Below are 22,889 nucleotides of genomic sequence, written 5' to 3' on the forward strand. Positions count from 1 at the left end.
TAAAAATCGGTCTGGGCTTATACCCCAACCTGGGAAATAAAAAAACATGACCTACGATATAGTTGTTGTTGGAGGGGGAATTTTCGGACTTAGCGTCGCCAAAGCCGCACTCGGAAAAGGCTTGAAAGTCGCTCTTCTGGAGAAAAACACCATCGCATCAGGCGCCAGCGCTGGCCTTGTTGGTGCGTTGATGCCCCATGTACCGAGTAAATGGAACGACAAGAAGCAGTTCCAGCTGGACGCACTGATCGAACTCTCCGATATCGTGGAGGAGCTGGAAGAAGCCACTGGCCTTTCTGTCGGCTACAGCCGTGCAGGTCGCCTGATCCCGCTTTACACCGAACCCAAGCTCGAACATGCCCTCTCCCGCGTTGAAGAAAGCAAGCAACGCTGGAGAAGCGATGAAACTGGCTTCACCTTCAATGTGGTGAAAGAAACACCGTTCAGTGACTGGCTCACACCAGAAGCCGCTCCACTTGGCATCATTTGGGACACCTTGGCAGCACGGGCCAATCCGCGTCTTGTCTCTGCAGGTCTCAAAACCCTGCTGGAAACACGCATCGACATCATGGAACACACCGAGTATCTCGGCTTTGATGAGACTACAGGCACCGTTTCACTGGGCAATGGTGAAAGCCTGAGTGCTGATCGCGTGGTATTGTCAGCAGGTTATGAAGGCTTCGAACCACTCAGTAAGATCGCAGGTAAACCCATCGGCATGGGCGTGAAAGGTCAATCCCTTTTGCTCGAATATAAGGCCGACAAACCTCTCCCGGTTATCTATGACAACGGAATTTATGTTGTCTCACATGCCAATGGCACTGTTGCTATCGGCTCCACCTCCGAGCAGGAGTGGACCAGCAAAGAGCCAGTAGAAGCAGACATTCAGACCATGCTCTCCAAGGCAGTCGGCTTTTGCCCTTCATTGAAAGACGCGCCGATCCTCACCCGTTGGGCAGGTATCCGTCCAAAATGTAAAAAACGGGACCCTTTGGTCGGCCTCATTCCAGGCAAAGACAAAACATGGGTGGCAACTGGTGGTTTCAAAATTTCCTATGCCATTTCTCACCGCATAGCCGCCTGCCTCATGCAGGAAATGTTCCCTGAACAAGACCAGACGATCCACTTGCCAGAGAGCTTTAAGCCAGCCTTCCATTTTGGCTAAAGCATGCGAGATGAGAACAAAAATTGTTTGCCCTATCAGTTTCAGGGCAAACGCCCCCTGCTAATTGGTACTTTTTCAGGTACCGCTTCGTGAAATTAGCTCAAAATATAGAAAAATGAGGCATGCTGGACCTTGCAGGTGCCTCAGTTCAAAGTTACATGAGGAACAACTCTGTTTCCCAAGCTCTGTCTTCAGGGAAGCAATTCAGCTAGTTCATCTTCGCAAACTTGGAGTTTAACCAGTCCATGCGCGCTATTCTTGATGTCGTTTTCATCATCCTAAATCTTTACACGTGGGTCATTATTGCGAATGTGATCTTCTCCTGGCTCTATGCGTTCAACGTGGTGAACTCAAACAATCAGTTCATCGCGATGATCGGGCAGACACTTTACAATCTGACCGAACCGCTCCTGCGCCCTATCCGCCGGTTCCTGCCAGCAATGGGTGGATTGGATCTTTCTCCGATTGTGCTGCTGCTCGGCATTTTCCTTATTGAGCGCGTCATCGGCCTCTACGTTTATCCCTACGTATTTTAAGTAGTGGCTGAACAAGAACGCCCTTGGAAACTGCAGGCTGACGGAATTCTCATTACCGTCCGCCTCACCCCCAGATCCTCCAAAGATCAAATTGAAAAGATAGGCGAGCAGTCCGATGGCCGACCGCTCGTGATGGCGCGCGTTCGCGCAGTGCCAGAAAAAGGCGCTGCAAACAAAGCCATTGCGGCCCTTTTTGCGAAAGCACTCTCTGTTCCCAAATCATCGGCAGAAGTGATTGCAGGTTCCACCGCCCGCATAAAAACCCTACGTGTTTACGGCGAACCACAAGAGCTGCAAAAAAGGCTAGAAGATCATCTCTCCTAGCCTTCAAAGATAAGTTCTGCACGGAACCGCGATCAGAGAACCCACATCAGTTCTGATGGATACGTTTTAGTCTTCAAGCTTGCGCGCTTCTTCTTCCAACATAATCGGAATTCCATTCCGAATTGGATAGGCCAGCTTCGCAGCGCGGGAGACCAGCTCCTGGTTCTCAGGATTGTACTCAAGCGTTGTCTTCGTCACAGGACAAACCAACAGCTCCAAAAGCCGACGGTCCAGCTGTGGCGCTTCAAATTCGCTCATAGAGCCCTCATTCATTTTTGTCTTTACCTGCATCACTGAAGCGTACTGCCAGTACCACCATTGCCACGTGCCAGCTCAACTTCAGCCAACGCAATGAGCGTATCCGCACGCACTTTCAGATTCTCTGTTTCCAACAGAGCCTGCTTCTCTTTCGGTCCATAAGGACTCATCATGCACAATGCATTGACCAATACCTCGGTCGAGGCAGAATTGACGCTATCCCAGTCCGCTTCAAGGTCATTCACACTCAAGTATTCTTTGAGCGTTGAAAGCAGCAGATCTCGATCGACATCATCTTCTCCGATACCGGTCGTCAAATCACCAGCAAAGCGGGTCGCATCAACGTGACCACGACGGAACGGGGCACGCTCTTCCAGCTCACCACGAAGCACAAAGCGAGAAACGCCAGACAACGTAATCAGATAGCGGCCATCGCCACTTTCCTGAAACCCTGTAATGCGCCCCATACAGCCAACAGTGCAAAGTTTTGGTCTACCGGCCAATTCTTCATCACTGGTTTCAAACTGCGGCTGAATTACCCCAATCATGCGATCAGTACGCAAAGCACTGTCGATCATCGACGTATAGCGCGGCTCAAAAACATTGAGAGGCATGTGGGAGCGCGGAAGCAAGATAGCTCCCGGCAAAACAAACAACGGCACAACCTGCGGCAGATCATCCAGACCTGCGTAGGTCGCATTTCCAACAGTCATCGAGGCCACTTAAGTGCTCTCCGCTCTTATCATTAGGCCTAGATTACGAGAATAAAATTGAGGAGAGTTTACGGCGACCATAAGCAGAACCTGCATCTTTAAAGCCCCAGGCTTCAAAAAACTGCAGCAACTGCTTGCGCGCGCCATCTTCATTCCACTCACGGTCACGGCGAATAATCTCAATCAGCTCATCAACAGCACCAGTTTTATCCCCTTTGCCGCCCAAAGCGAGCGCAAGGTCAAAACGAGCCTGATGATCATCTGCATTGGCTTCTACACGCTCACGCAACTCTGCAAGGTCATCAAGCCCTTCAGATTGCTCAGCGAGTTCAAGCGCAGCCTTGGCTGCTGCAAAATGCTGGGAGTTCTGCTCATCTTCCGGAATCATATCGAGCATCTGTTTTGCATGGTCTTTCTCACCAAGCGCCAGATAGCACATAGCAAGCCCACACAACGCCTGCACGTTGCCAGCGTCGATAGAAAGCGCGCTACCGTAAAGCTGTGCAGCTTCTGGATACCCTTCAGCATCACGAAGCTCATCAGCCTTCTCAAGCATCACTTCCAGATCACTTGGACCAATGTTTACGCCAATTCGATCGAGAAATTTTTTGATTTCACCTTCGGTCTGCGCACCCATAAACCCGTCAACAGGCTGGCCACCTTTAAATGCAAACACTGCCGGGATCGACTGAACACCCATCTGACCGGCAACTTCCGGATAATCTTCGATGTTCATTTTCACCAGCTTGAGAGCACCATTCGCCTCCTTGACGACTTTCTCAAGCGTCGGCGTAAGCTGCTTACAAGGACCACACCAAGGCGCCCAGAAATCAACGAGGACCACCTGATTACGGGAGCCCTCGATTACGTCCTGCACAAAGGTTTGAGTGGTCGTATCAACAATCAAGTCAGCAGCATTGGCTGCTGGAGCTGCAGATGGAGATGCCGCGCCAGCCTGTGTGTTGGTCTGATAACCGCCGCCATATCCACCGCCAAGGGAGCCACCAAAGCTGCCACCTACGGAATAACCGGATCCACTCATTATTTTGACCCTTTACTGAACCGGGAGCTGCTCATATCAGCGCTCCTCATATCAAAATCTCTAACTGCTGCCTAAAATGGTCTTAGATGAGACCAATTACAATTGGCGATCACCCAGTTTTTATAGATCTTCAGTGACTTTCTGCGCCTCTGCAGAAACTGCAAGCACATTGGCATCATGCCCACATGCCTTGGCAAACACCATCAGACCTTCCGCTGAAATCGCCGTTGAAGCATTATTTAGCAATGGATGGAAGTTTAGAACCTCCTGCTCCATCATATCTGCATCAAACACCACGGACACGCGTTGTGCTTCCCGATCATTGATCAGAGAGAACGGCGTGACGGACCCTGGAGTAACACCCAGCACCTCTTCAAGCAGATCAGCTTTGCCGAAAGAAACACGACCAGATGCACCAATGATGCTCGAAATTCTCTTCAGATCTATCGTAGCATCATGAAGGGCCACGACCAAAAAGAGATTACCCTTTTTGTCTTTAAGGAAGAGATTCTTGGTGTGACCGCCTGGAATACGCTCATGCAGATCAGCAGATTCAGCAACCGTAAAAACCGACTCATGATCAATTGTAGAAACCGGAATGTTCAAGTCTTCCAAGAAAGATATCAGTTGCGAACGGCTTGCTGGCATGTAGAACGACCTCTCCCAAGTCTCTGAGGCAAACCAAGTGTTTGCCACATAAATGCTGCACCGTTTTAAGCCACCTATAGAAAAAGGCAAGCGGTCCATAAGAACCGCCTGCCTCTAGCAAACCGAGGGCGAATAGTTTGCTTAGTGAGCCGTCATGACTGACGGATCAGGGAGTGGTGTGGTGTTGGTCCGAACTGGCAGAATTGGGTACTCAACGCTTGGCTGTTCTCCGGTAAGGGTCTTCAGGAAAACAGTAATTGCATCAATCTCTTCTTCACTCAGCTCAGCACCAAGCTGCGAGCTGGCCATAATAGAAACCGCCTGCTTCAAATCCCAAACCTTGCCGGAATGGAAGTAAGGAGCTGTCAGATCAATATTGCGGAGCGGTGAAGCACGGAAAACGTATTCTTCCTCGGCAGTTTGAGTAACAGCAAACCGGCCTTTGTCATTGACTGGAAGAATATCTGCACCCGGCTTTTCAACAACGCCGAATGGATAGTACCCCTCACCACCAATATTCACACCGCCATGACAAGCGGCACACCCGGTGTCCATAAACACCTGTAGTCCCTGCTTTTCCTGCGCATTGAGAGCATTTTCATTACCCTCAAGGAACAGATCAAACTTGGAAGCAGGCGTAATCAAAGTTGCCTCATACGCTTCAATTGCCTTCGCCATATTGTCGAAGTTCGCTGGTAACTCCTCACCTGGGAATGCTCTTGAAAACTGCTCAGTGTATCCCGGCATACTGTTCAGAACAGCTTCAACCCGCTCTGGCGTGCTGGCCATTTCAACACCAGCTTGCACCGGGCCTTTGGCTTGCTCTTTCAGGTCTTCTGCACGACCATCCCAAAACTGGGCAAGGTTGAACACAGCATTCAACACGGTGGGTGCGTTACGAGGCCCCTTTTGCCATCCATGGCCGATGGATGTTTCCAGATTATCATCCCCACCCATGCCGAGATTGTGGCAGCTGTTACACGACAACAATCCCGAAAGCGACAATCGCGGATCAAAGAAGAGCTGTCGCCCAAGATCAATTTTTTCGCGGGTAATCGTGTTGTCTTTAACACTAGGTACAGCGTGCGGGATCGGCTTGAAGTAAGAACGCGCCTCTTCCAGCAACTCAGATTGAGCAAAAGCTCCTCCCTGAACAGCCATGCTGAAAACAGATGCGCCAATCAATGTCTTAATTATTGCTCGCATGAAATCCTCCATCATCACGAGATAATGGAGTTTAGAATCACTACAAACAAAAGCACATTGATGCAACCGCTTGACATTTACTATGGTAATATCAAAAATTTTATCAGCTTAAAACGCAAAGCCATCATCTAATATATTGAGATATACAAAAAATACTTGAAATATGAATTCCACCAATACTCATTAATACTACAAATATCGAGAATTATAATCACAAGACATACACGAAGCGCGCCTCCTTACACTTAGAATAACTCTAATATAGACAAAAAATTGAGAGCTTTGACCGCGTGCAACTTACGTTTCTCAAGGGCATGTACTTCACCCTCAAAACGTTCTCTTAGAATATACTAATACACAGCTGCGACATACTGCCCCCAATTACAAATTGTGATCCTGACGACGTCTGGATGTTGTTCTTAGCCACGCTCGCTAATGCTCATTCTGAATGTGACTAAAAAAATTCCTGATCTTATTGAGATATATGAGGGAACCTGTTTCTTTTTCATGCAGCCCATCCACGACCTCGGACAAAATCACATAGGTTATTTTACTCGAGTGCAATTATTTCCACAACGATCAAACAACTCTAAAAAACTATCTATCTTGTTGTTATATAATATTTTTTATGAGGCACTTCACGACCTCCACATCCACAAGCTCTGAGAAACCCCACAATGAATTTCAAATTCCTTGTTGCATTCACCCCGAGCTTTTGTCATATAGCTCCCACCTCACCGACGGGGCCGCAACAAACGGCTCTAGCGAAACAGATGCGGGCGTAGCTCAGGGGTAGAGCATAACCTTGCCAAGGTTAGGGTCGTGAGTTCGAATCTCATCGCCCGCTCCAGTTTCTCTAAGAAACTGAGTTTTCGCGAAGTTGGAATTTTTTGGATATGCGGGCGTAGCTCAGGGGTAGAGCATAACCTTGCCAAGGTTAGGGTCGGGCGTTCGAATCGCCTCGCCCGCTCCAAAAAAACAAAACAACCGCCGCAAGGCGGTTTTTTGTTATCTGCACTTCTTCATCCCTTTCAAAGCCTTAAGCAAATTATTCCTCTTCAAGCCAAGGAGGAAATGGTGTGTTCTCAGCAGACATAATATTCATGAACCGGGCCTGGAAATAATCTGTGCGTCCCAACACCGGTAGAAACTTTTGCCTGAACAGACGGATCGCTGTGTTGTTTGACGCCAAAAACCGTGTGCCGGTATCAACTGTTTTCAAAACCTCCGCGGCAACAGGTCGTCGATCCAACATATATTGATGCGTATGCCCGGTAGAAACTTGCCACGCCAGCCACGCAGCATCCTCAATCCCTAAGTTCATCCCCCTGCCTCCAAAGGGAGAATGCACATGCGCAGCATCTCCCACCAGAAAGACCCGCCCTTTCTGATAGAGATTGGCCAATCGGTGAGAGATCCGGAAAGACGACTTCCAATTGACTTTGATAACTTTCAAAATCGGCGGCATAGTCTCAAGTGGATCAGAATGATCAGCAACAATTCGCGCCCGTGTCGCAGAAAATGGAATGACACCGAAGATATTTGGTGACCTGTCAAACATCGTCGGCCCATCCATCGTCAAGGTTGGTTCCAACTCTACATCTGCCAACCCCCAATCTTGCGGATACGAACTGCCTGAAAAGGTGAACCCCATTTGCGAACGCACAATTGAGTGTGCACCATCTGCCCCAATCACCATGGGTGGGCGAAGTACCTCTTCGTCACCGCTACTGGTTTGTATAACTGCAGTGACGACCTCCTCCTCCTGCTCCAGCTTGACTAGTTCACACTCCCGCTCGACCGGTATTCCCAGCTCTGTCAGATGTCGTTCAAGAACAGTTTCAGTCTCATATTGCGGCAGAGCCAGCATAAAATTAAAAGGCCCATCTAAGTCTGAGAGATCAACTTCTAAAAGCTCGTCACTTGGCCCACGAAAGTGGACATGGTTCATCCGCCATCCCTTTCGCAGCAGTTTGTCTGTCACACCAGATGGTTGCAGGATTTGGAGGGTTCGAGGATTAATGGCAAGGGCACGAGATTGAGCGTGAGGGCGCGAGTTCTTATCGATGATACGAGGCGTAAAGCCGCGTCGCTTCAGCTCAATTGCGGCAGTCAGCCCACTGGGCCCTGCCCCAACAATCAGAATGCGTCCTCTTTGCATTGCCATCCTACCGTACACAGGGCTTGTTGTTGCGAGCTTATGCAAAAGACGCTGTTGGAGCGTTGAACCAGTAAGGCGAACTTTAATCACTCTTGGAGGAGCTTGTTTGCCCTTCTTGACCTGGCTTCAAAATTGTCGTTTAGCTGCCTTCCAAGCTCTAAAGGATGGTATTCGATGACAACACCTTGCCCTTGCAAATCAGGAAAAGACTTTGAAATCTGCTGCCAGCCTTTTCTGGAAGGCAAGGCCCTTCCCGAAACCGCAGAGCAGCTCATGCGCTCACGTTACAGCGCTTATGCCACAAAAAACATTGATTACCTGAAAGACACATTGTGGCACCGCTATCAAAAAACCTTCAGTTCAATTGAGGTCGCAGAATATGCTGCCCAAACTCAATGGATAGGGCTTGAGATTCTGGGCACCGATAAGGGGCAACTAGGTGATGCAAAAGGCAGCGTCCTCTTCTGCGCCAAATACCTCGCCCATGGCCAAGCCGGAGAACAGAGAGAACTGAGCCTCTTCAAAAAACGCAAGGGCCGCTGGTATTATGTTGAACCGATGGTAGAAGGCAGCCGCCTCTAAACCTCACAGCCTGATCCAAAATCAACTGAGCGTAAAACAGTCTCGCTGCGAGAGCTGCAGTCAACTTCTCTGCGCCTTCCATCAGTAACGACCATATCGCGATGCAGATAAGGCTTCACCTCCCCCTACAAGCAAGTTCCGATCCTCACCCAGGTCAGCAAACTTCTCCGTGAAAGTCTAAAAGCAGAGGTCTCAGACTTATCATTTACGACTGCACACAAGCCCTTTTCAGCTCATCATACCAATGACTGAACCTAAACTGAGGCTTACCAAGATATTTTGCATCAGCTAGCAGCATAAGATGCCAACACAAGAAAACATCGTTTCCATATATTTCTGGTATGTCAGCACGAGTTTCCCACACCTTTAGGTTGCTTCATTAACAACCACATTCCGCAGGGAAAAGGCGCCTTCGCGTAACGGGTTAGCGGAACGCCGACAAGGTTCAGACAAGCCTCGTTACATCCAAACTTATTAAAATTAGAAAAAAAACTATTTCAACTATCGGTACATATGTGTGTGTCACACAAATATGTACCGATCAGGAAACATCTAAATGAACGTAGTTCACGCAAACAGAATGGAGTTTATGAAGTGGAGATCACTAATACAAAACACACCTAATACTGTAGGATCCGGATGTGAAATTTATGAATCTACTAAGGAGCTACACTTAAACGATGGATCTTTAGTTCTAATTAGCAAGCCAAATCAAGACTGCACAACACTATTACAAAGTTTTTCTAAAAAAAACCTATCAGAAATCCAGTACTTACAGTTCCGCGCCTACAAACTCGTTGAACCTGGCTTTGCAGGACGGCGATATTGGGCTGTTAAAATCATCGCTGGAAAGCACCCTAAGAACCCCGGGTTACGGTTGTTGGTCGTTGGCTGGGTCAAGGGCACGACCATGAAACGAGCCTTCAACGAAATCAAAAAAGTACTAAAGGGCGACGCCCAAATTTGCGAAGACCCGCGTCTATAAGAACAGCAACCGACAAAGCTGTGACGCTCATATGAAGGCGCTGACATTGAAGGCGATCAGATTATGATCAACCTGCGTCAGCCTTTTCCTTTCAACTGTTTGGCTGGCAGTCCAGTGACAAAACTCATACTGAGCGAAATCCATGCTCTAAGCGCCGCCTGATCACACACCTCAGCAGCCACAAACACCAATCCCCCCATTCGGCGACCACCAAGCTCAACAATCTCAGCCCCCTCTCGGCCGAGCGCTTCCGCTTCATTGTCTTTTCCAACACGAAACATAAAGCGAGCCTCTTCACTCTTAATACGATGCGCCCCGGCCAGCATGTTTCCATCCAGAAAAAAGCACAACCCACCCATCATCCGCTTCTCCGAAATCCCCATAATGCCTTCCAACTCCTCACGAAGCCGATCACCAAGTTCCTCATCATAGGCCACTAGAGCATCCTTCCAGCGTGATTGTCTTAGCCATTTTACAGACTAATACAGTCAGCACCTCACCAAGAGGAGCCGGTCCCTGCTCAGTTTGGGCGGATGCAGGGACCGGCGCAAGCTGCACGGCAGAAGGGAGGCGTCCCTCTAACACCGCGAGGCGGTGGTGCAGCTCTGCAATTTGCGATGTTTTCGCGTTCATATCACTCTCGGTAAATTTCACTCTGTTCTCTATATGTTCTCATATTGATTCCGTCAAATCGCACAGGAGTCAAGCATCAAAAACTGCGAGAGTATCAAAACAAAAGCTTCAGAGCCTTCAAGGTCCAGCTAAGCCTCTGTTTTAACTCAAGGACCAATCAACACGACAACGCCACAGAACAGCATTCTGAAAATATTAATTTTCATACTAGTAATAATTGACCAGAAATAATTAAGGCGTATCGCGTGCAAGAACTCCTCCTCAAATGGTCAGCAGTGCTATTACCTCGCAGCACTCATGCAAAACTGCTGCCGCTTCTTGGAAAAATACTCAGCACTCTCTTCAGCAAAGGCGAGGCTGGAGGAGCGCGACGCTCAGCATTGATCGTTTTTGCCTTACGCATCGGGAGCGCAGCACTCGCCTACATCATGCAGGTCTTTCTGGCTCGTTGGATGGGCGCCTCTGAATACGGCATCTTCATTGTTGTCTGGACCGTTGTCATCATACTGAGCGTTTTTTCAGGGCTTGGGTTTTCTGTCTCCCTTCTCCGCTTCATTCCAGAATATCTGGAGAAGAAGCAATACGAACTCCTCAACGGCTTGCTCTTCAGCGCCCGGTTCCTTGTATTACTCAGCTCAACAACTATTGCAGTACTCGGCATAGCCATCGCCTGGGCCTTTTCTGACTTCATTGGCAATGCATACATCCTGCCGCTTTACCTCATCGCAATCTGCCTGCCCATGCACACCTACACCGGTATGCTGGAAGGCATTGCCCGTGCGCAAGACTGGCAACTCAAAGCAATGCTGCCAGATTTTATTGGCCGCCCTCTTTTAGTGCTCGCATTCATGTTGATCGCGCTGTTGCTGGGCTATCCGCCAACAGCCGTCACAGCTTGCATCGTCACCATCGCAGCGGTCTGGACCATCACCTTCTTTCAGACGATCATGATGGAAGTCTCGCTGAACAAAGTCCGCCATCCTACTCCACGTAGACTTCAGATAAAGTCATGGCTGCTTGTGTCGGTTCCCATGCTGGCAGTTGATGGCTTCTTCCAACTCATCACCAGCTCTGATGTCATCTTAATCGGCCTCTGGCTCCCACCAGATCAAGTCGGCATTTATTTCGCAGCATCACGCACCCTTGCGCTGATGCATTTTGTTTATTACGCGGTACGCGCAGCAAGCGCACCACGCATGGCCCGCCTCTACCATTCCGGTGACCGAGATGGCCTCAAGGATTTCGTGGCAAGCGCTGCTAAAATGACCTTCTGGCCAACACTACTCATGGCCGGCTTTGTCATGGCAGTCGGACCATTCCTCCTCTCCCTGTTTGGAGAAGACTTTGCACAAGGCACACCAATCCTCTACATCCTTGTCATTGGTGTATTAGCCCGTGCATCCGTTGGTCCGGTTGACGCATTACTGACCCTATCAGGGCACCAAAACACCTGCGCCAAGATCTATGCCAGTGTCTTTGTGGTGAACCTTATTCTCAACACAGCACTTATTCCAACAATGGGCCTGTATGGAGCCGCCCTGGCAACCACATTGGTCATATTTTTTGAAGCATGCATTCTTTACCGTGTTGCCTACAAACGCCTTGGACTACACACATTCATTTTGCCATTGAAGAGACGGGAAACTCCAGTCAATGAAGCAGGATAGCACCACGATTAAACTGCTGACCCCCGGCAAAGACAAAACAGCTGAACAGCTGTGGCGACAACTGTCTCAACAGGCACTGGAGCCCAACCCGTTCTTCTCCAGCAGTTTCGTCAGTGCATTCAACGCACACAAGGCAAACGGCTCAATCAAGCTGTTATTGGCACTCGATCCTTCCGGCACAAAAGCGCACGCGGCACTGCCCGTCATAATGGTAAGGCGTGGCCTCCTCTTCAAACTACCAAGCACATTAGCTGGTGATTATGGGCCACTCGGCACCCTGCTGCTTTCTGAGGAAGCGACGCCAGCGGCACTCAACAAACTGCTGGAAACTGCCTGCAACTTAAGCTGGACTAAAACACTAATCCTCCCTTTCCATGGAGCCGGCGGCCCCGTCTATAAGTGTCTGGAGAGCGTACTTTCAGCACACGGATGGAAGTATCAGGTTTCCTCAAAAGAAGATCGCGCCTTCCAGCTATCTGGCAGAGAAGGTCGCGCCGACTTTGACGCCCTCAAAAAACGGTCCTCATGGAAAGGTGCCTTTAAAAACCAGCGCCGGCTAGAGAAGGAAGGATCGCTTTCCTTTAGTATGCTGGAAACCTCAGAGGACATTCAGGCAGGCCTTGAAGACTTTCTGAAACTCGAGGCAGCTGGCTGGAAAGGCAAGCAAGGCACCGCGCTCCTTTCCAGAGCACCTGATGCCGCTTTCACGCGTGAGCTGGTATCAAAGTCAGGCGAAGCAGATAACATTCGTATTGGCCAGTTACGGCTCGACGACAAGTTGATTGCGGCCAACATCCTGCTCCGCGAGCAAGGCCGCATATTTGGCTGGAAAACAACCTTCGACGAGAGTCTCGCAAAATTCTCCCCCGGTCAGCTTCTCATCTATTTCAGCACCCAAAAACTCCTCGAAGGCCCTGAGTTCTCAGGTGCCGATTCCCTCTCGACACCAGACAATCAGATGGCAAACAAGGCCTGGACCTCAAGGTTCCCATATGCCACGTTTTTAATTGGCAAAGGCCCAATAGCACGCTTTGCAATTTGGGAGGCACAAGCAGGTGCTCGCGCAAAGTTGGCGTTAAAGAGCAAAATTAAGAAATTGCTTGGTCGAAAATAGCTACCTACCCTTCAACCAACTCAGCTTCTTCCTGCGCTCTATTCCGTAAAATCCGGCGAATAACCTTTCCGCTGGTCGTCAAAGGCATTTCTGAGACAAACTCGATTTCCCGCGGATATTCATGAGCAGAAAGACTCACGCGCACATATTGGCGAATATCATCCACCAAGCGGTCACTTGGCTCGAAGCCATCTTTCAGCACAACATAAGCCTTTACGATCTCCGTCCGCACCTGATCAGGTTTGCCGACCACAGCAGCCAATCCAACCGCTTCATGCTTGATCAGACAATCCTCAATCTCAGTTGGCCCAATGCGATAACCAGCTGAAGTAATGACATCATCATTGCGGCCAACGAAGTGGACATATCCATCCATGTCAACAACACCCTGGTCACCTGTCAGCATCCAACCACCAAGGAACTTGCTCTGATCGGCCTCAGGTTTCCGCCAATACCCCAGGAACATAACAGGCGTACCACGCCGAACTGCAATCTCGCCTTGCTCTTCTGGTTCGCAAACAGATCTATCTGGACGGATAACAGCAACATCATGTCCCGGCACAGCTTTACCAATTGCGCCCGCACGTGAAACTCCTATCCCCGCCCCAGACCCCAGCACGAGATTGCACTCAGTCTGTCCGTACATCTCGTTTGGCGCAACACCGAGCGCTTCATGACACCAAGCAAATGCTTCACGCCCCAATGCCTCACCAGCCGAACAAACAGAGCGTAACCTAAGCTTTTCAGAATACTTACGATGATCAACACTTCGCATCATCTTGAGTGCAGTAGGTGGAATGAACGCGTTACGAACGCCATGTCGAGCCATCAAGTCAAATGCACCTTCCGGATCAAACTTGTCGATCCGGGCAGTTACCACTGGCACCCCGAACTTCAGCGACGGCAGCAATGCATTCAGTAAACCTCCCGCCCAAGCCCAGTCAGCAGGTGTCCAAAATGCATCTCCAGCCTGCGGCAGCATCTCATGTGCCATTTGTATACCCGGCAAATGCCCAAGTAACACGCGGTGCGCCAGCAGCGCGCCTTTAGGCTGTCCTGTTGTGCCTGAGGTGTAAATCATCAAAGCTGGATCATCAGGGCCTGTCGCATAGCTTTCAAAGCTGTCGGAGCCTTGCTCAAGCAAGTTCCAGAAGCCAAGAGCTCCATCTCCTGCACCATCGACACAAATAACATGCTCAAGAAGCGGGAGCTGCTCACGAAGTGCAGAAAGTTTCTCAAGTCCAGCTTGATTGGTAATCACCACTTTCGCGCCAGCGTTTTCCAACCGGTACCGTAGCGCATCTGGACCAAACAAAGCAGCCAATGGAACTGCGATAGCTCCTAGCCGATAAATCGCAAGATGAGAAATAGCAGTTTCAGGCGCTTGAGGCAGTAACAAAGCCACACGGTCACGCGGGGCTACACCCAAAGACTGCAGCGAGTTTGCAAGCTGGCAGGAATTTCCTTTGAGCTGACCATAGCTCCACGCTTCAACACCGCCGGAAGACAGCACATGCAGCAAAGCTGTGCGCTTAGGCTCAATATCCGCCCAACGATCACAAGCATCATGCGCAATGTTATAGCGCGCAGGAATAGTCCAGCGAAACTCAGCTCGCAATTCCTCGTATGAAGTCAGTGGTGGCAGCACACCAGAAATCCCCTAAACCCAAATTCATTAGTGAAGTGAGTTTATCGCTGCAGCGCACAACGAGATACTGGCCTTTGGTCGCTCTTTTAGCTTCCAAAGGAAAGTGGGTTAACGCGGTCCAGCTACAACAAGGCTCCAGAAAACCTTGTATTTTGAACGAGGCGCATAAGCCGTTGCAATACCAATACGCGTTCCATTTACATCCAGCATCACTGCATTATGTTTTGGCGAGTCACGCCAGCCAGAAAAGGCTTCGGCCCATCGACGATAACCAGCACTGAGATTGCCCACCGCATGAGCATCGCCCTGCCCAGCCCCCTTCATCAAGACGGCGAGCTTAAGATCGCCCTTGCGCGCAGCGTTGACATCCTCTGCACGGGCCATTCCATCTGCCTGTGCCTGAGCAACGCGCATCAAAGCTGGATCGACCGTAACCGGCGGTAAATCTGATTGAGAACGATAGCTGGAGATCATTGAGGCCACAACACTCGCATCAATCTGCGCAGAGTGGCTCTCTAAGTTCTGATAGTAGCTTGGCGTTTCATCAGGGCTGACACAACCAGTGAGCATCAGTCCAACAGCAAGAACCAGAGCAATACTCCCACCACGAAACGTCTTCATACAAAATCACTTTTCGGCAAATTTCGAATCTCTCGGACACACTACTGACTAAATGAGGCAAACCAAGCTCAAACTAAAAGCACACGTATAAGTGAATTAAAAAAGGCCGGACAAAGCCGGCCTTTCAAACTTCTTGGTAAAAACGTTAGGACGCTTCTTTCAAAGCATGAGGCTTGGCTGTTTCAGCCGTCTCATTCTTCTCTTCAGCACCTTCAGTCTCAGCATCGGTTTGCTCTTCTGGAGGTGTCAGCACGCTACCCATCTCTTCTGGGCTCAACACGCCCATGAGATGTCCATCCTCGCAAACAACCGGAACCGGATAATCTGCTTCCAATGTTGTTGGGAGAGCTTCTTCCAAAGTGCTTTCCAGTTCCACTGCGTTGCTGTCATCAGCAAAAGCATAAAGAGATGGACTATCACCTGGTTTAGCAACCTCCTCAGCAAGGCCTTCTTGCGTAACAATGCCGCGGAACTCTTTGTCTTCAACCACATAACCGAAATCTTCGTCATGTCGACGCATATCAGCCAGCGCTTTTTCCATGTTGTCATGGGTAATACGCACAGCAGGTGGCTGCATAACGGTATCAACGGTCAACACGCGAGCACGGTTCACATCACGCACAAACGCCCGCACATAATCATCAGCTGGTTCAAGCAGAATTTCTGGCGGCGTACCGACTTGTGACAGAACACCATCCTTAAGGATCGCAATCTTGTCACCAATACGCAAAGCTTCATCCAGATCATGCGTGATGAACACGATGGTCTTATGCAGCTTTTCTTGCAGTTCAACCAATTGATCCTGCATCTGAGAGCGGATCAACGGATCAAGTGCAGAAAACGCCTCATCCATCAGCAAAATGTCAGCATCCGTTGCAAGCGCACGGGCAAGACCAACACGCTGCTGCATGCCACCGGAAAGCTGGCTTGGGTACTGGTGTTCAAAACCACCAAGTCCAACCGTTTCAATCCACTCACGCGCTGTGGTTTCACGGTCTGCTTTTGTAATGCCCTGCACTTCAAGACCGTAAGCAACATTCTGCAATACTGTCCGATGCGGCATCAGGCCAAAACGTTGAAACACCATCGACATACGATGACGGCGGAAGTCTTCCAGCTCTTTATCAGAAAGAGCCATAACATCCTCGCCATCAACCAGAATGTGCCCGTCTGTTGGGTCAATCAATCGGTTGAAGTGACGAATAAGCGTAGACTTACCAGAACCGGAAAGGCCCATGATCACAAAGATCTCACCCTTCTCGATGCTAAGGGAGACATCATGCAGGCCAAGAGTATGGTCAGTTTCAGCAAGCAGCTGATCTTTGCCCATACCATTTTTGACCTTGGCAAGCTCCTTCTCAGGCGCCTTGCCAAAAATCTTGGTAATGTTTTGTACTTCGATCAATGCCATGTGTTAGCGCCTCACCCTGTTACCTTGCGATGCGCCTGCATCCGTTGTCCGGCTGATTGTGTGATACGGTCAAACACAACGGCAAGAACAACAATCGCTAAGCCGCCGAGCAAACCTTGTCCTGCATCATTACGCTGCAACCCAAGCAGAACGGTTTCACCCACGCCGCGAGCACCAATCATGGACGCAATCACCACCATAGCCAACGCCATCATCATAGTCTGGTTAATACCCTGCATGATGGAAGGGAGCGCAAGTGGGATTTGGACGCCCTTAAGGATCTGCCAGCGCGTTGCACCAAAGGCCCGGCTGGCCTCAACAACCTCTTCATCCACATAGCGGATGCCAAGATCCGTCAAGCGAATAAGCGGTGGTGCGGCATAAATCACAGTAGCCAGAATAGCTGGCACCTTACCCAGACCAAACAGCATGGCCGCAGGAATAAGATAAACGAAGCTTGGAATGGTCTGCATCAAGTCCAAGACCGGATTGAGCAAAGCTCTGAAGCGGTTTGAACGAGCAGAGATAACGCCAAGCGGCACGCCAATCACAACGGAAATCAGCACAGCGACAAGCAAGATCGCCACTGTTTGCATAGACTTTTCCCAAAGCCCCAATGTACCGATGAACCACATTGCACCTACCATCACCAGGCTAAGCCCCCAACGGCGGCTCGCAGCAAAGGTAATCAGGCCGATGCAGATCAAGATCACGATAGGATCAGCGCCACGGAGAAGTCGCTCTAACCGCACCAGCAAAAATAGGATGGAGTTGGAAAAGGCCTCAAATCCATCGCCGTAATTCACGACGAGAAAATCAACCAGATCGTTTGTGGAAGTCCGGATAGGTTTCCCAAAGTTGGGAAACACGTCGAAAGCCATGTGATCCTCTTATTCTTCTTAGCAAGGATCACGGAAACAAGTTCCGTGATCGCTTTTCATTCGCTAATTTTCAAAAACAGTCAGCTGTCTTTGATATTACAGAGCAGATTTCACACGCTCAGCGACATCAGCTGGAACCCAACCGGTCCAGAGTTCTTCGTTGTTTTTCAGGAACTCAGCAGCAGCATCATCTGTGGTTCCGCCAGTGTCCTGCATGTAAGCAAGAGCTTTGGAAACGTCATTACTGGTGGTTTCATAAGCTGTCAGGAACTCAACCAGTTTAGGCGCAGAAGTATGGAACTCTGTGTTCACGAAGACGTGCGTCGCAGACAGAGGGTATGCAACTGCCTCGGTCACTTTGGATGGATCTGTCTCTGCAGACAGCTTGTCCCAAGCTTCCTTGTTGTAGGCAGGCTCTTCCAGCTGAATCAGATCATCAGCGACCTTACCCATGACCCAGGTTGGACCCCAGTAGTAAAATACGATTGGCTTTTTACGACGAATGTTAGATTCAATCGCAGCAGACAGTGCAGCACCTGTACCAGGACGGAAGTTCACAAAGCTATCAAGCAAGCCATAAGCGTTGAGCTTCTTAGAGTTGATGACCTCACAACCCCAACCAGCGATACAGTTGTAGAAGCGACCTTTTTCTGGCTCTTCCGGATCAGAAAACACGTCTTTGTACTTTGGCAGGTCAGATACAGACTTCAGACCTTTTGCAGGCGCATCATCGCCTTCAACCAGGTATTTTGGAATAAACCAGGCCTGTGTCGCATCAGGAAAGTTCACTCCAAGATCAACAAACTGGTTCTTCGCTTTGCCTTCAGCAAGAGCTTCAGTCACGTTGTCTGGCCAGATTTCCATGGTCACGTCGATATCACCACGCGCCATACCGTTCAGAAGCGGAATAGTGGAGCCTGGGATGACATCCGTTTCACAGCCGTACCCTTTTTCAGCAATGAACTGAGCTACAGAATTGTGAAAAGCATTGGAGTCCCAATCCAAACCAGCAAACACGATAGGACGGTCAACTTCACAAACAGGATCTGCAGCTTCTGCTGTAGACACAGCAAAAGGGAATGCAACTACGCACGCAGCGAGAGCAGATTTAAAATTCAACACGGATGCCTCCAAACAACCAAAACATACTTTTTGTTCGGTCAGAGAGAAAAGCCGCCAAGGACAGCTTGTCGTTCTGGCCGTAATGCTAAGTCAAAAACTCAGCAATTGCAGGACACACTAGGTTGAGCACATCAACTGCACCGTTAAAAATAGATATATTCAATTTTCTGTCAACTTAGACATCTGCTCAAGATATTTTTTTAAAATAAATATAAAAAGATATACTTCGTGAATACACTGAATATGAAGTTATAAAGCTTTCATAACTCTCTAGTACCACCATTTAAAACGCAAAATAAGAGAAAAAAAATTTACTGAAGCAAAACGACTATTTTAAACTTTCTTTTACAGGTAATCCCCACGGAAAATTCAGGTAATTTCACAGTAAATTGAAATAAAAAAATCACGTCAAATGATGTTGAATAATCACGTAGATTACAAAAAGAAAAGCGCAGAGAAAATCTGCGCTCATTTAATAATATTGAATCATCGTTCAATAAAAAAATATAAGTGAGAAACTTAAGGAAATTGGGAAGTTGGCCGCATAAAAGCGCCAACTTCCTTTCGTGAGCCTACTTAGTTTTCAGTGGCTTCAATAACATCCTCAAGGGAGCGTAAACCAGTCTTTGGTGCACACACCAAAACCGCCATGTTTCCTGGGGCATGTTGGTTCTTCCACATCTTCATATGAGCCTGCGGAATCTGATCCCATGAGAACACTTCACTCATACAAGGGTCGATACGGCGATCAATCACGAACTTGTTCGCCTCACTCGCCTGTTTCAAGTGCGCGAAATGCGAACCCTGAATACGCTTCTGACGCATCCATACATAGCGCGCATCCATGGTCAGATTGAAGCCGGAGGTACCCGCACAAAACACAACCATACCGCCGCGTTTGGCAACCAGTGTTGATACCGGGAACGTTGCTTCACCTGGGTGCTCAAACACCATATCAACGTCATTACCCTTACCGGTAATGTTCCAGATCGCCTTACCAAACTTACGCGCTTCTTTGGTCCACGTATCATACTCAGGCGAGTTCACCTTCGGCAGCTGGCCCCAACAATCGAAGTCTTTTCGATTGATAACGGCCTTTGCCCCAAGCGACATCACGTATTCGCGTTTACTCTCATCTGAAATAACGCCAATCGCATTCGCTCCGGCAGCAGCAATCAGCTGAACTCCAAACACGCCAAGGCCACCAGAAGCCCCCCAAACCAGAACATTCTGACCTGGCTTCAAATCATGCGGCGCATGACCGAACAGCATACGGAATGCAGTCGCCAGTGTAAGCGTGTAGCAAGCGCTCTCTTCCCAAGTCAGGTGCTTGGGACGCGCCATCAGCTGCTGAGACTGAACACGAGCAAACTGCGCAAATGACCCGTCAGGTGTCTCATAACCCCAAATCCGTTGGGAGTTAGAGAACATCGGATCACCGCCGTTACACTCCTCATCATCCCCGTCATCTTGGTTACAGTGAACGACAACTTCGTCGCCGACCTTCCAGCGAGTAACTTTGGAACCAACTGCCCAAACGATACCGGAGGCATCGGAGCCAGCGATATGATAGGGCTGCTTATGAACCTTAAAAACGGAAATCGGCTCGCCTAGGGCAGCCCAAACGCCGTTGTAGTTCACGCCTGCTGCCATAACCAGAATGAGCACTTCATGGCTGTCCAACTCCCAAGTTGGCACCACTTCCTTGACCATCGCTGTATCAGGGGAACCATGGCGCTCTTGGCGAATGGTCCACGCCCACATGTTCTTAGGAACATGCCCCAGCGGTGGAATCTCACCAATCTCATATAGGTCCTTGAACTCAGAGCCACCCTCTGACCCAGCTTCGACAACCCGTGCAACGGAACTCATGATATTCTCCTCCAAGTTTGCGTTGCGCCCTTCCCTCATGAGAGTGAAAGCAAGTCCTCTGCTAACGCTTCCAATCCACTATTTGCTGCAACGCAAAACAATACAACCTGTCAATATCGGCTATTTGAGAATTATCATTACAAAGAATTCATAAAATATATACAACTATTGCTTAACTTGCGAAGAATACTTCTTCTAATGTTGCATTGCACCAACCACTAAAACCTATGCAAAGGTGTAGGCAGAATTGAGATCTTGTCCCTTATAAAATGCTGGGAGGATCAGGGAGGCAATAGACTATGAGTACCGGTTCACCTAAAGGCGCAACAAAAGACCGTCCGTGGATGTTCCGCACATATGCAGGACACTCCAACGCTGCAGACAGCAACCGGCTCTACCGTACGAACCTCGCAAAGGGTCAGACGGGCCTTTCTGTTGCGTTCGATCTCCCAACTCAGACAGGATACGACCCGGACCATCCGCTCTCTCGCGGTGAGGTTGGCAAGGTTGGTGTACCCATCTCTCATCTGGGAGACATGCGCACCCTCTTTAACGAGATCCCGCTGGAGCGCATGAACACCTCCATGACGATCAATGCAACAGCGCCATGGCTGCTTGCACTCTATGTGGCTGCTGCTGATGAGCAAGGGGCTGACCGCTCTCTGCTGGCCGGCACCACGCAGAATGATCTGATCAAGGAATACCTGTCCCGCGGCACCTATGTCTTCCCGCCCGCCCCATCCATGCGCCTCACAACCGATGTGATTTCATGGACTTACACGAACATGCCCAAATGGAACCCGATGAACGTGTGTTCCTACCATCTGCAGGAAGCTGGCGCGACACCAGTACAGGAACTCTCCTTCGCGCTCGCCACCGCGATCGCAATTCTGGACAATGTTCGTGCTTCTGGTGTCATCTCTGAAAGCGATTTCCCTAAACTCGTGGGCCGGATTTCCTTCTTCGTAAATGCAGGCATGCGCTTCATCACCGAGATGTGCAAAATGCGAGCATTTACAGAACTCTGGGATGAGATTTGCCGCGAACGCTATGGCGTTGAAGAAGAGCGTTACCGCCGCTTCCGCTACGGTGTACAGGTCAACTCACTGGGCCTCACAGAGCAGCAACCCGAAAACAACGTTTACCGAATTCTCGTTGAGATGCTGGCTGTTGTCCTCTCTAAAAACGCGCGCGCTCGTGCCGTTCAGCTACCAGCATGGAACGAAGCTCTTGGCCTCCCGCGACCATTCGACCAACAGTGGTCCCTGCGCATGCAGCAAATCATGGCCTATGAGACGGACCTGTTGGAATATGCAGATATCTTCGATGGCTCCAAAGAGATTGAAACCAAGGTCGAAGCGCTCAAAGAACAAGCAAGAGAAGAACTTGCCCGCATCGCAGAAATGGGCGGTGCAGTTGCAGCCGTTGAGTCCAGCTATATGAAACAGAAGCTCGTGGAGTCCAACTCCAAGCGTCTGGCAGGCATTGAATCTGGCGATCAGATCGTCGTCGGCGTCAACAAATGGACTGAGACTGAACCATCTCCACTGGCATCAGATGAAGACGGCGGCATCCTTACAGTTCCAGAGCATGTTGAAGAAGAAGCCATCCAGCGCATTCAGGCCTGGCGAGCTGAACGTGACGAGAACGCTGTTAAATCCGCTCTACTGGAGCTCCGCGCAGCAGCTTCTTCTGACAACAACATTATGGAAGCATCTATCAAAGCAGCTCAGGTCGGCGCAACCACTGGAGAGTGGGGTGCTGCCTTACGTGAAGTCTTCGGCGAATATCGTGCCCCAACTGGCGTCGGCAAAGCAGCCCCAGATGACAACGAGAGCCTTGCAGATGTTCAACAAAAAGTCTCCAAGCTTTCAGAAAAACTAGGTCGACGGCTTAAGTTCCTCGTTGGCAAACCGGGGCTGGATGGCCACTCCAATGGCGCAGAGCAGATCGCAGTACGTGCCCGTGATTGCGGCATGGAAGTCGTTTACGAAGGCATTCGCCTGACGCCAGCCCAAATCGTCAACGCCGCTCTTGAAGAAGGCGTCCACGTCGTCGGCCTGTCAATCCTGTCTGGCTCACATTTGGCACTGGTCCATGATGTGCTCGACAAAATGAAAGAAAACGGCATGGAGGACATCCCGATCATCATTGGCGGCATTATACCGTCAGAGGATGCCGAAGAACTGAAAAACGCGGGTGTTGCAGCCGTTTACACACCAAAGGACTTTCACCTGACAGAAATCATGTCAGACATTGTCCGCATCGTGGATGAGCAGGTCAACGAGACTGCCTAACGC

21 protein-coding genes and 2 tRNA genes are annotated in these 22,889 nt (G+C 49.7%); 10 read left to right on the plus strand and 13 right to left on the minus strand.

Going from position 1 to position 22,889, the window contains the following annotated elements; genetic code table 11:
* Positions 1 to 46: 46 nt before the first annotated feature.
* The 3 genes from PsW64_RS22680 to PsW64_RS22690 all read left to right on the plus strand — a co-directional run bounded on the left by PsW64_RS22680 (position 47) and on the right by PsW64_RS22690 (position 2,025).
* Positions 47 to 1,165, plus strand: a complete 1,119-nt coding sequence (locus PsW64_RS22680) for an NAD(P)/FAD-dependent oxidoreductase (protein ID WP_063286090.1) — start codon at positions 47 to 49, stop codon at positions 1,163 to 1,165.
* A 245-nt stretch (positions 1,166 to 1,410) separates the two neighbouring features.
* Positions 1,411 to 1,701, plus strand: a complete 291-nt coding sequence (locus PsW64_RS22685; protein WP_063286439.1) for a YggT family protein — start codon at positions 1,411 to 1,413, stop codon at positions 1,699 to 1,701.
* 3 nt (positions 1,702 to 1,704) lie between these two features.
* The gene (locus PsW64_RS22690; RefSeq protein ID WP_063286091.1) at positions 1,705 to 2,025 is read left to right on the plus strand and encodes a DUF167 family protein; all 321 of its coding nucleotides are present in this window, start codon (positions 1,705 to 1,707) and stop codon (positions 2,023 to 2,025) included.
* Between the two features lie 66 nt (positions 2,026 to 2,091).
* Here the strand turns inward: PsW64_RS22690 and PsW64_RS22695 are convergent, their stop codons facing one another.
* The 5 genes from PsW64_RS22695 to PsW64_RS22715 all read right to left on the minus strand — a co-directional run bounded on the left by PsW64_RS22695 (position 2,092) and on the right by PsW64_RS22715 (position 5,892).
* Complete coding sequence (locus PsW64_RS22695; protein WP_057463533.1) at positions 2,092 to 2,283, minus strand: Trm112 family protein; 192 nt, start codon at positions 2,281 to 2,283, stop codon at positions 2,092 to 2,094.
* A gap of 32 nt (positions 2,284 to 2,315) precedes the next feature.
* Complete coding sequence (locus PsW64_RS22700) at positions 2,316 to 2,996, minus strand: LON peptidase substrate-binding domain-containing protein (protein WP_057463534.1); 681 nt, start codon at positions 2,994 to 2,996, stop codon at positions 2,316 to 2,318.
* 43 nt (positions 2,997 to 3,039) lie between these two features.
* A complete protein-coding gene (trxA, locus tag PsW64_RS22705) occupies positions 3,040 to 4,038 on the minus strand; it encodes a thioredoxin (RefSeq protein ID WP_063286092.1) in 999 nt (332 codons plus the stop codon).
* Positions 4,039 to 4,158: 120 nt separating this feature from the next.
* Positions 4,159 to 4,686 carry a prolyl-tRNA synthetase associated domain-containing protein gene (locus tag PsW64_RS22710; protein ID WP_063305079.1) on the minus strand — a complete coding sequence of 176 codons (528 nt, stop codon included), beginning with the start codon at positions 4,684 to 4,686 and terminating at the stop codon, positions 4,159 to 4,161.
* Between the two features lie 141 nt (positions 4,687 to 4,827).
* Positions 4,828 to 5,892, minus strand: a complete 1,065-nt coding sequence (locus tag PsW64_RS22715; RefSeq protein WP_063305080.1) for a cytochrome-c peroxidase — start codon at positions 5,890 to 5,892, stop codon at positions 4,828 to 4,830.
* Between the two features lie 775 nt (positions 5,893 to 6,667).
* Between PsW64_RS22715 and PsW64_RS22720 the strand changes: the two genes are divergently transcribed.
* A tRNA-Gly gene (locus PsW64_RS22720) sits at positions 6,668 to 6,742 on the plus strand.
* Between the two features lie 48 nt (positions 6,743 to 6,790).
* Positions 6,791 to 6,865, plus strand: a tRNA-Gly gene (locus PsW64_RS22725).
* A 75-nt stretch (positions 6,866 to 6,940) separates the two neighbouring features.
* Here the strand turns inward: PsW64_RS22725 and PsW64_RS22730 are convergent.
* Complete coding sequence (locus PsW64_RS22730; protein WP_063305111.1) at positions 6,941 to 8,053, minus strand: FAD-dependent oxidoreductase; 1,113 nt, start codon at positions 8,051 to 8,053, stop codon at positions 6,941 to 6,943.
* A 102-nt stretch (positions 8,054 to 8,155) separates the two neighbouring features.
* Between PsW64_RS22730 and PsW64_RS22735 the strand changes: the two genes are divergently transcribed.
* Both PsW64_RS22735 and PsW64_RS22740 read left to right on the plus strand, forming a co-directional pair.
* Entirely contained in the window at positions 8,156 to 8,635 is a 480-nt protein-coding gene (locus PsW64_RS22735; RefSeq protein WP_208980971.1) for a YchJ family protein, read from the plus strand.
* A 556-nt stretch (positions 8,636 to 9,191) separates the two neighbouring features.
* Positions 9,192 to 9,620: a hypothetical protein gene (locus PsW64_RS22740; protein ID WP_063305082.1), complete on the plus strand. Its 429-nt coding sequence runs from the start codon at positions 9,192 to 9,194 to the stop codon at positions 9,618 to 9,620.
* Positions 9,621 to 9,697: 77 nt separating this feature from the next.
* On the opposite strand, the gene PsW64_RS22745 is transcribed toward PsW64_RS22740, so the two are convergent.
* Entirely contained in the window at positions 9,698 to 10,057 is a 360-nt protein-coding gene (locus tag PsW64_RS22745; RefSeq protein ID WP_063305083.1) for a TfoX/Sxy family protein, read from the minus strand.
* Positions 10,058 to 10,498: 441 nt separating this feature from the next.
* Between PsW64_RS22745 and PsW64_RS22755 the strand changes: the two genes are divergently transcribed.
* Both PsW64_RS22755 and PsW64_RS22760 read left to right on the plus strand, forming a co-directional pair.
* Positions 10,499 to 11,920, plus strand: a complete 1,422-nt coding sequence (locus PsW64_RS22755; protein ID WP_063305085.1) for a lipopolysaccharide biosynthesis protein — start codon at positions 10,499 to 10,501, stop codon at positions 11,918 to 11,920.
* The gene (locus PsW64_RS22760; protein WP_063305086.1) at positions 11,907 to 13,034 is read left to right on the plus strand and encodes a GNAT family N-acetyltransferase; all 1,128 of its coding nucleotides are present in this window, start codon (positions 11,907 to 11,909) and stop codon (positions 13,032 to 13,034) included. Before PsW64_RS22755 ends, PsW64_RS22760 begins: the two co-directional genes overlap by 14 nt.
* A gap of 4 nt (positions 13,035 to 13,038) precedes the next feature.
* Here PsW64_RS22760 and PsW64_RS22765 read toward each other — a convergent pair whose 3' ends face one another.
* The 6 genes from PsW64_RS22765 to ccrA all read right to left on the minus strand — a co-directional run bounded on the left by PsW64_RS22765 (position 13,039) and on the right by ccrA (position 20,589).
* Positions 13,039 to 14,682, minus strand: a complete 1,644-nt coding sequence (locus tag PsW64_RS22765; protein ID WP_063305087.1) for an AMP-binding protein — start codon at positions 14,680 to 14,682, stop codon at positions 13,039 to 13,041.
* Positions 14,683 to 14,790: 108 nt separating this feature from the next.
* The gene (locus PsW64_RS22770) at positions 14,791 to 15,303 is read right to left on the minus strand and encodes a CAP domain-containing protein (RefSeq protein ID WP_063305088.1); all 513 of its coding nucleotides are present in this window, start codon (positions 15,301 to 15,303) and stop codon (positions 14,791 to 14,793) included.
* Positions 15,304 to 15,448: 145 nt separating this feature from the next.
* Positions 15,449 to 16,714, minus strand: coding sequence for a quaternary amine ABC transporter ATP-binding protein (locus tag PsW64_RS22775; protein WP_063305089.1), 1,266 nt, complete (start codon positions 16,712 to 16,714; stop codon positions 15,449 to 15,451).
* A gap of 11 nt (positions 16,715 to 16,725) precedes the next feature.
* Positions 16,726 to 17,583: an ABC transporter permease gene (locus PsW64_RS22780; protein ID WP_057463568.1), complete on the minus strand. Its 858-nt coding sequence runs from the start codon at positions 17,581 to 17,583 to the stop codon at positions 16,726 to 16,728.
* A gap of 108 nt (positions 17,584 to 17,691) precedes the next feature.
* Positions 17,692 to 18,717: an ABC transporter substrate-binding protein gene (locus tag PsW64_RS22785; RefSeq protein WP_063305090.1), complete on the minus strand. Its 1,026-nt coding sequence runs from the start codon at positions 18,715 to 18,717 to the stop codon at positions 17,692 to 17,694.
* 576 nt (positions 18,718 to 19,293) lie between these two features.
* A complete protein-coding gene (gene ccrA, locus PsW64_RS22790) occupies positions 19,294 to 20,589 on the minus strand; it encodes a crotonyl-CoA carboxylase/reductase (protein WP_057463569.1) in 1,296 nt (431 codons plus the stop codon).
* A gap of 299 nt (positions 20,590 to 20,888) precedes the next feature.
* Between ccrA and PsW64_RS22795 the strand changes: the two genes are divergently transcribed.
* Positions 20,889 to 22,886 (plus strand): methylmalonyl-CoA mutase family protein, encoded by a 1,998-nt coding sequence (locus PsW64_RS22795; protein ID WP_063305091.1) that lies wholly within the window; start codon positions 20,889 to 20,891, stop codon positions 22,884 to 22,886.
* The last annotated feature ends 3 nt before the right edge of the window (positions 22,887 to 22,889 follow it).

The organism is Pseudovibrio sp. W64 (assembly GCF_001623145.1).
Taxonomy (GTDB): Bacteria; Pseudomonadota; Alphaproteobacteria; order Rhizobiales; family Stappiaceae; genus Pseudovibrio.

What these genes read in the sequence shown, in the direction of transcription:
- PsW64_RS22760 (WP_063305086.1), top strand. Translation starts at nt 11,907, where the DNA reads ATGAAGCAGGATAGCACCACGATTAAACTGCTGACCCCCGGCAAAGAC.
- PsW64_RS22700 (WP_057463534.1), bottom strand. Translation starts at nt 2,996, where the DNA reads ATGACTGTTGGAAATGCGACCTACGCAGGTCTGGATGATCTGCCGCAG.
- PsW64_RS22795 (WP_063305091.1), top strand. Translation starts at nt 20,889, where the DNA reads ATGAGTACCGGTTCACCTAAAGGCGCAACAAAAGACCGTCCGTGGATG.
- PsW64_RS22680 (WP_063286090.1), top strand. Translation starts at nt 47, where the DNA reads ATGACCTACGATATAGTTGTTGTTGGAGGGGGAATTTTCGGACTTAGC.
- trxA (WP_063286092.1), bottom strand. Translation starts at nt 4,038, where the DNA reads ATGAGTGGATCCGGTTATTCCGTAGGTGGCAGCTTTGGTGGCTCCCTT.
- PsW64_RS22730 (WP_063305111.1), bottom strand. Translation starts at nt 8,053, where the DNA reads ATGCAAAGAGGACGCATTCTGATTGTTGGGGCAGGGCCCAGTGGGCTG.
- PsW64_RS22715 (WP_063305080.1), bottom strand. Translation starts at nt 5,892, where the DNA reads ATGCGAGCAATAATTAAGACATTGATTGGCGCATCTGTTTTCAGCATG.
- PsW64_RS22775 (WP_063305089.1), bottom strand. Translation starts at nt 16,714, where the DNA reads ATGGCATTGATCGAAGTACAAAACATTACCAAGATTTTTGGCAAGGCG.
- PsW64_RS22695 (WP_057463533.1), bottom strand. Translation starts at nt 2,283, where the DNA reads ATGAGCGAATTTGAAGCGCCACAGCTGGACCGTCGGCTTTTGGAGCTG.
- PsW64_RS22770 (WP_063305088.1), bottom strand. Translation starts at nt 15,303, where the DNA reads ATGAAGACGTTTCGTGGTGGGAGTATTGCTCTGGTTCTTGCTGTTGGA.
- PsW64_RS22685 (WP_063286439.1), top strand. Translation starts at nt 1,411, where the DNA reads ATGCGCGCTATTCTTGATGTCGTTTTCATCATCCTAAATCTTTACACG.
- ccrA (WP_057463569.1), bottom strand. Translation starts at nt 20,589, where the DNA reads ATGAGTTCCGTTGCACGGGTTGTCGAAGCTGGGTCAGAGGGTGGCTCT.
- PsW64_RS22710 (WP_063305079.1), bottom strand. Translation starts at nt 4,686, where the DNA reads ATGCCAGCAAGCCGTTCGCAACTGATATCTTTCTTGGAAGACTTGAAC.
- PsW64_RS22740 (WP_063305082.1), top strand. Translation starts at nt 9,192, where the DNA reads ATGAACGTAGTTCACGCAAACAGAATGGAGTTTATGAAGTGGAGATCA.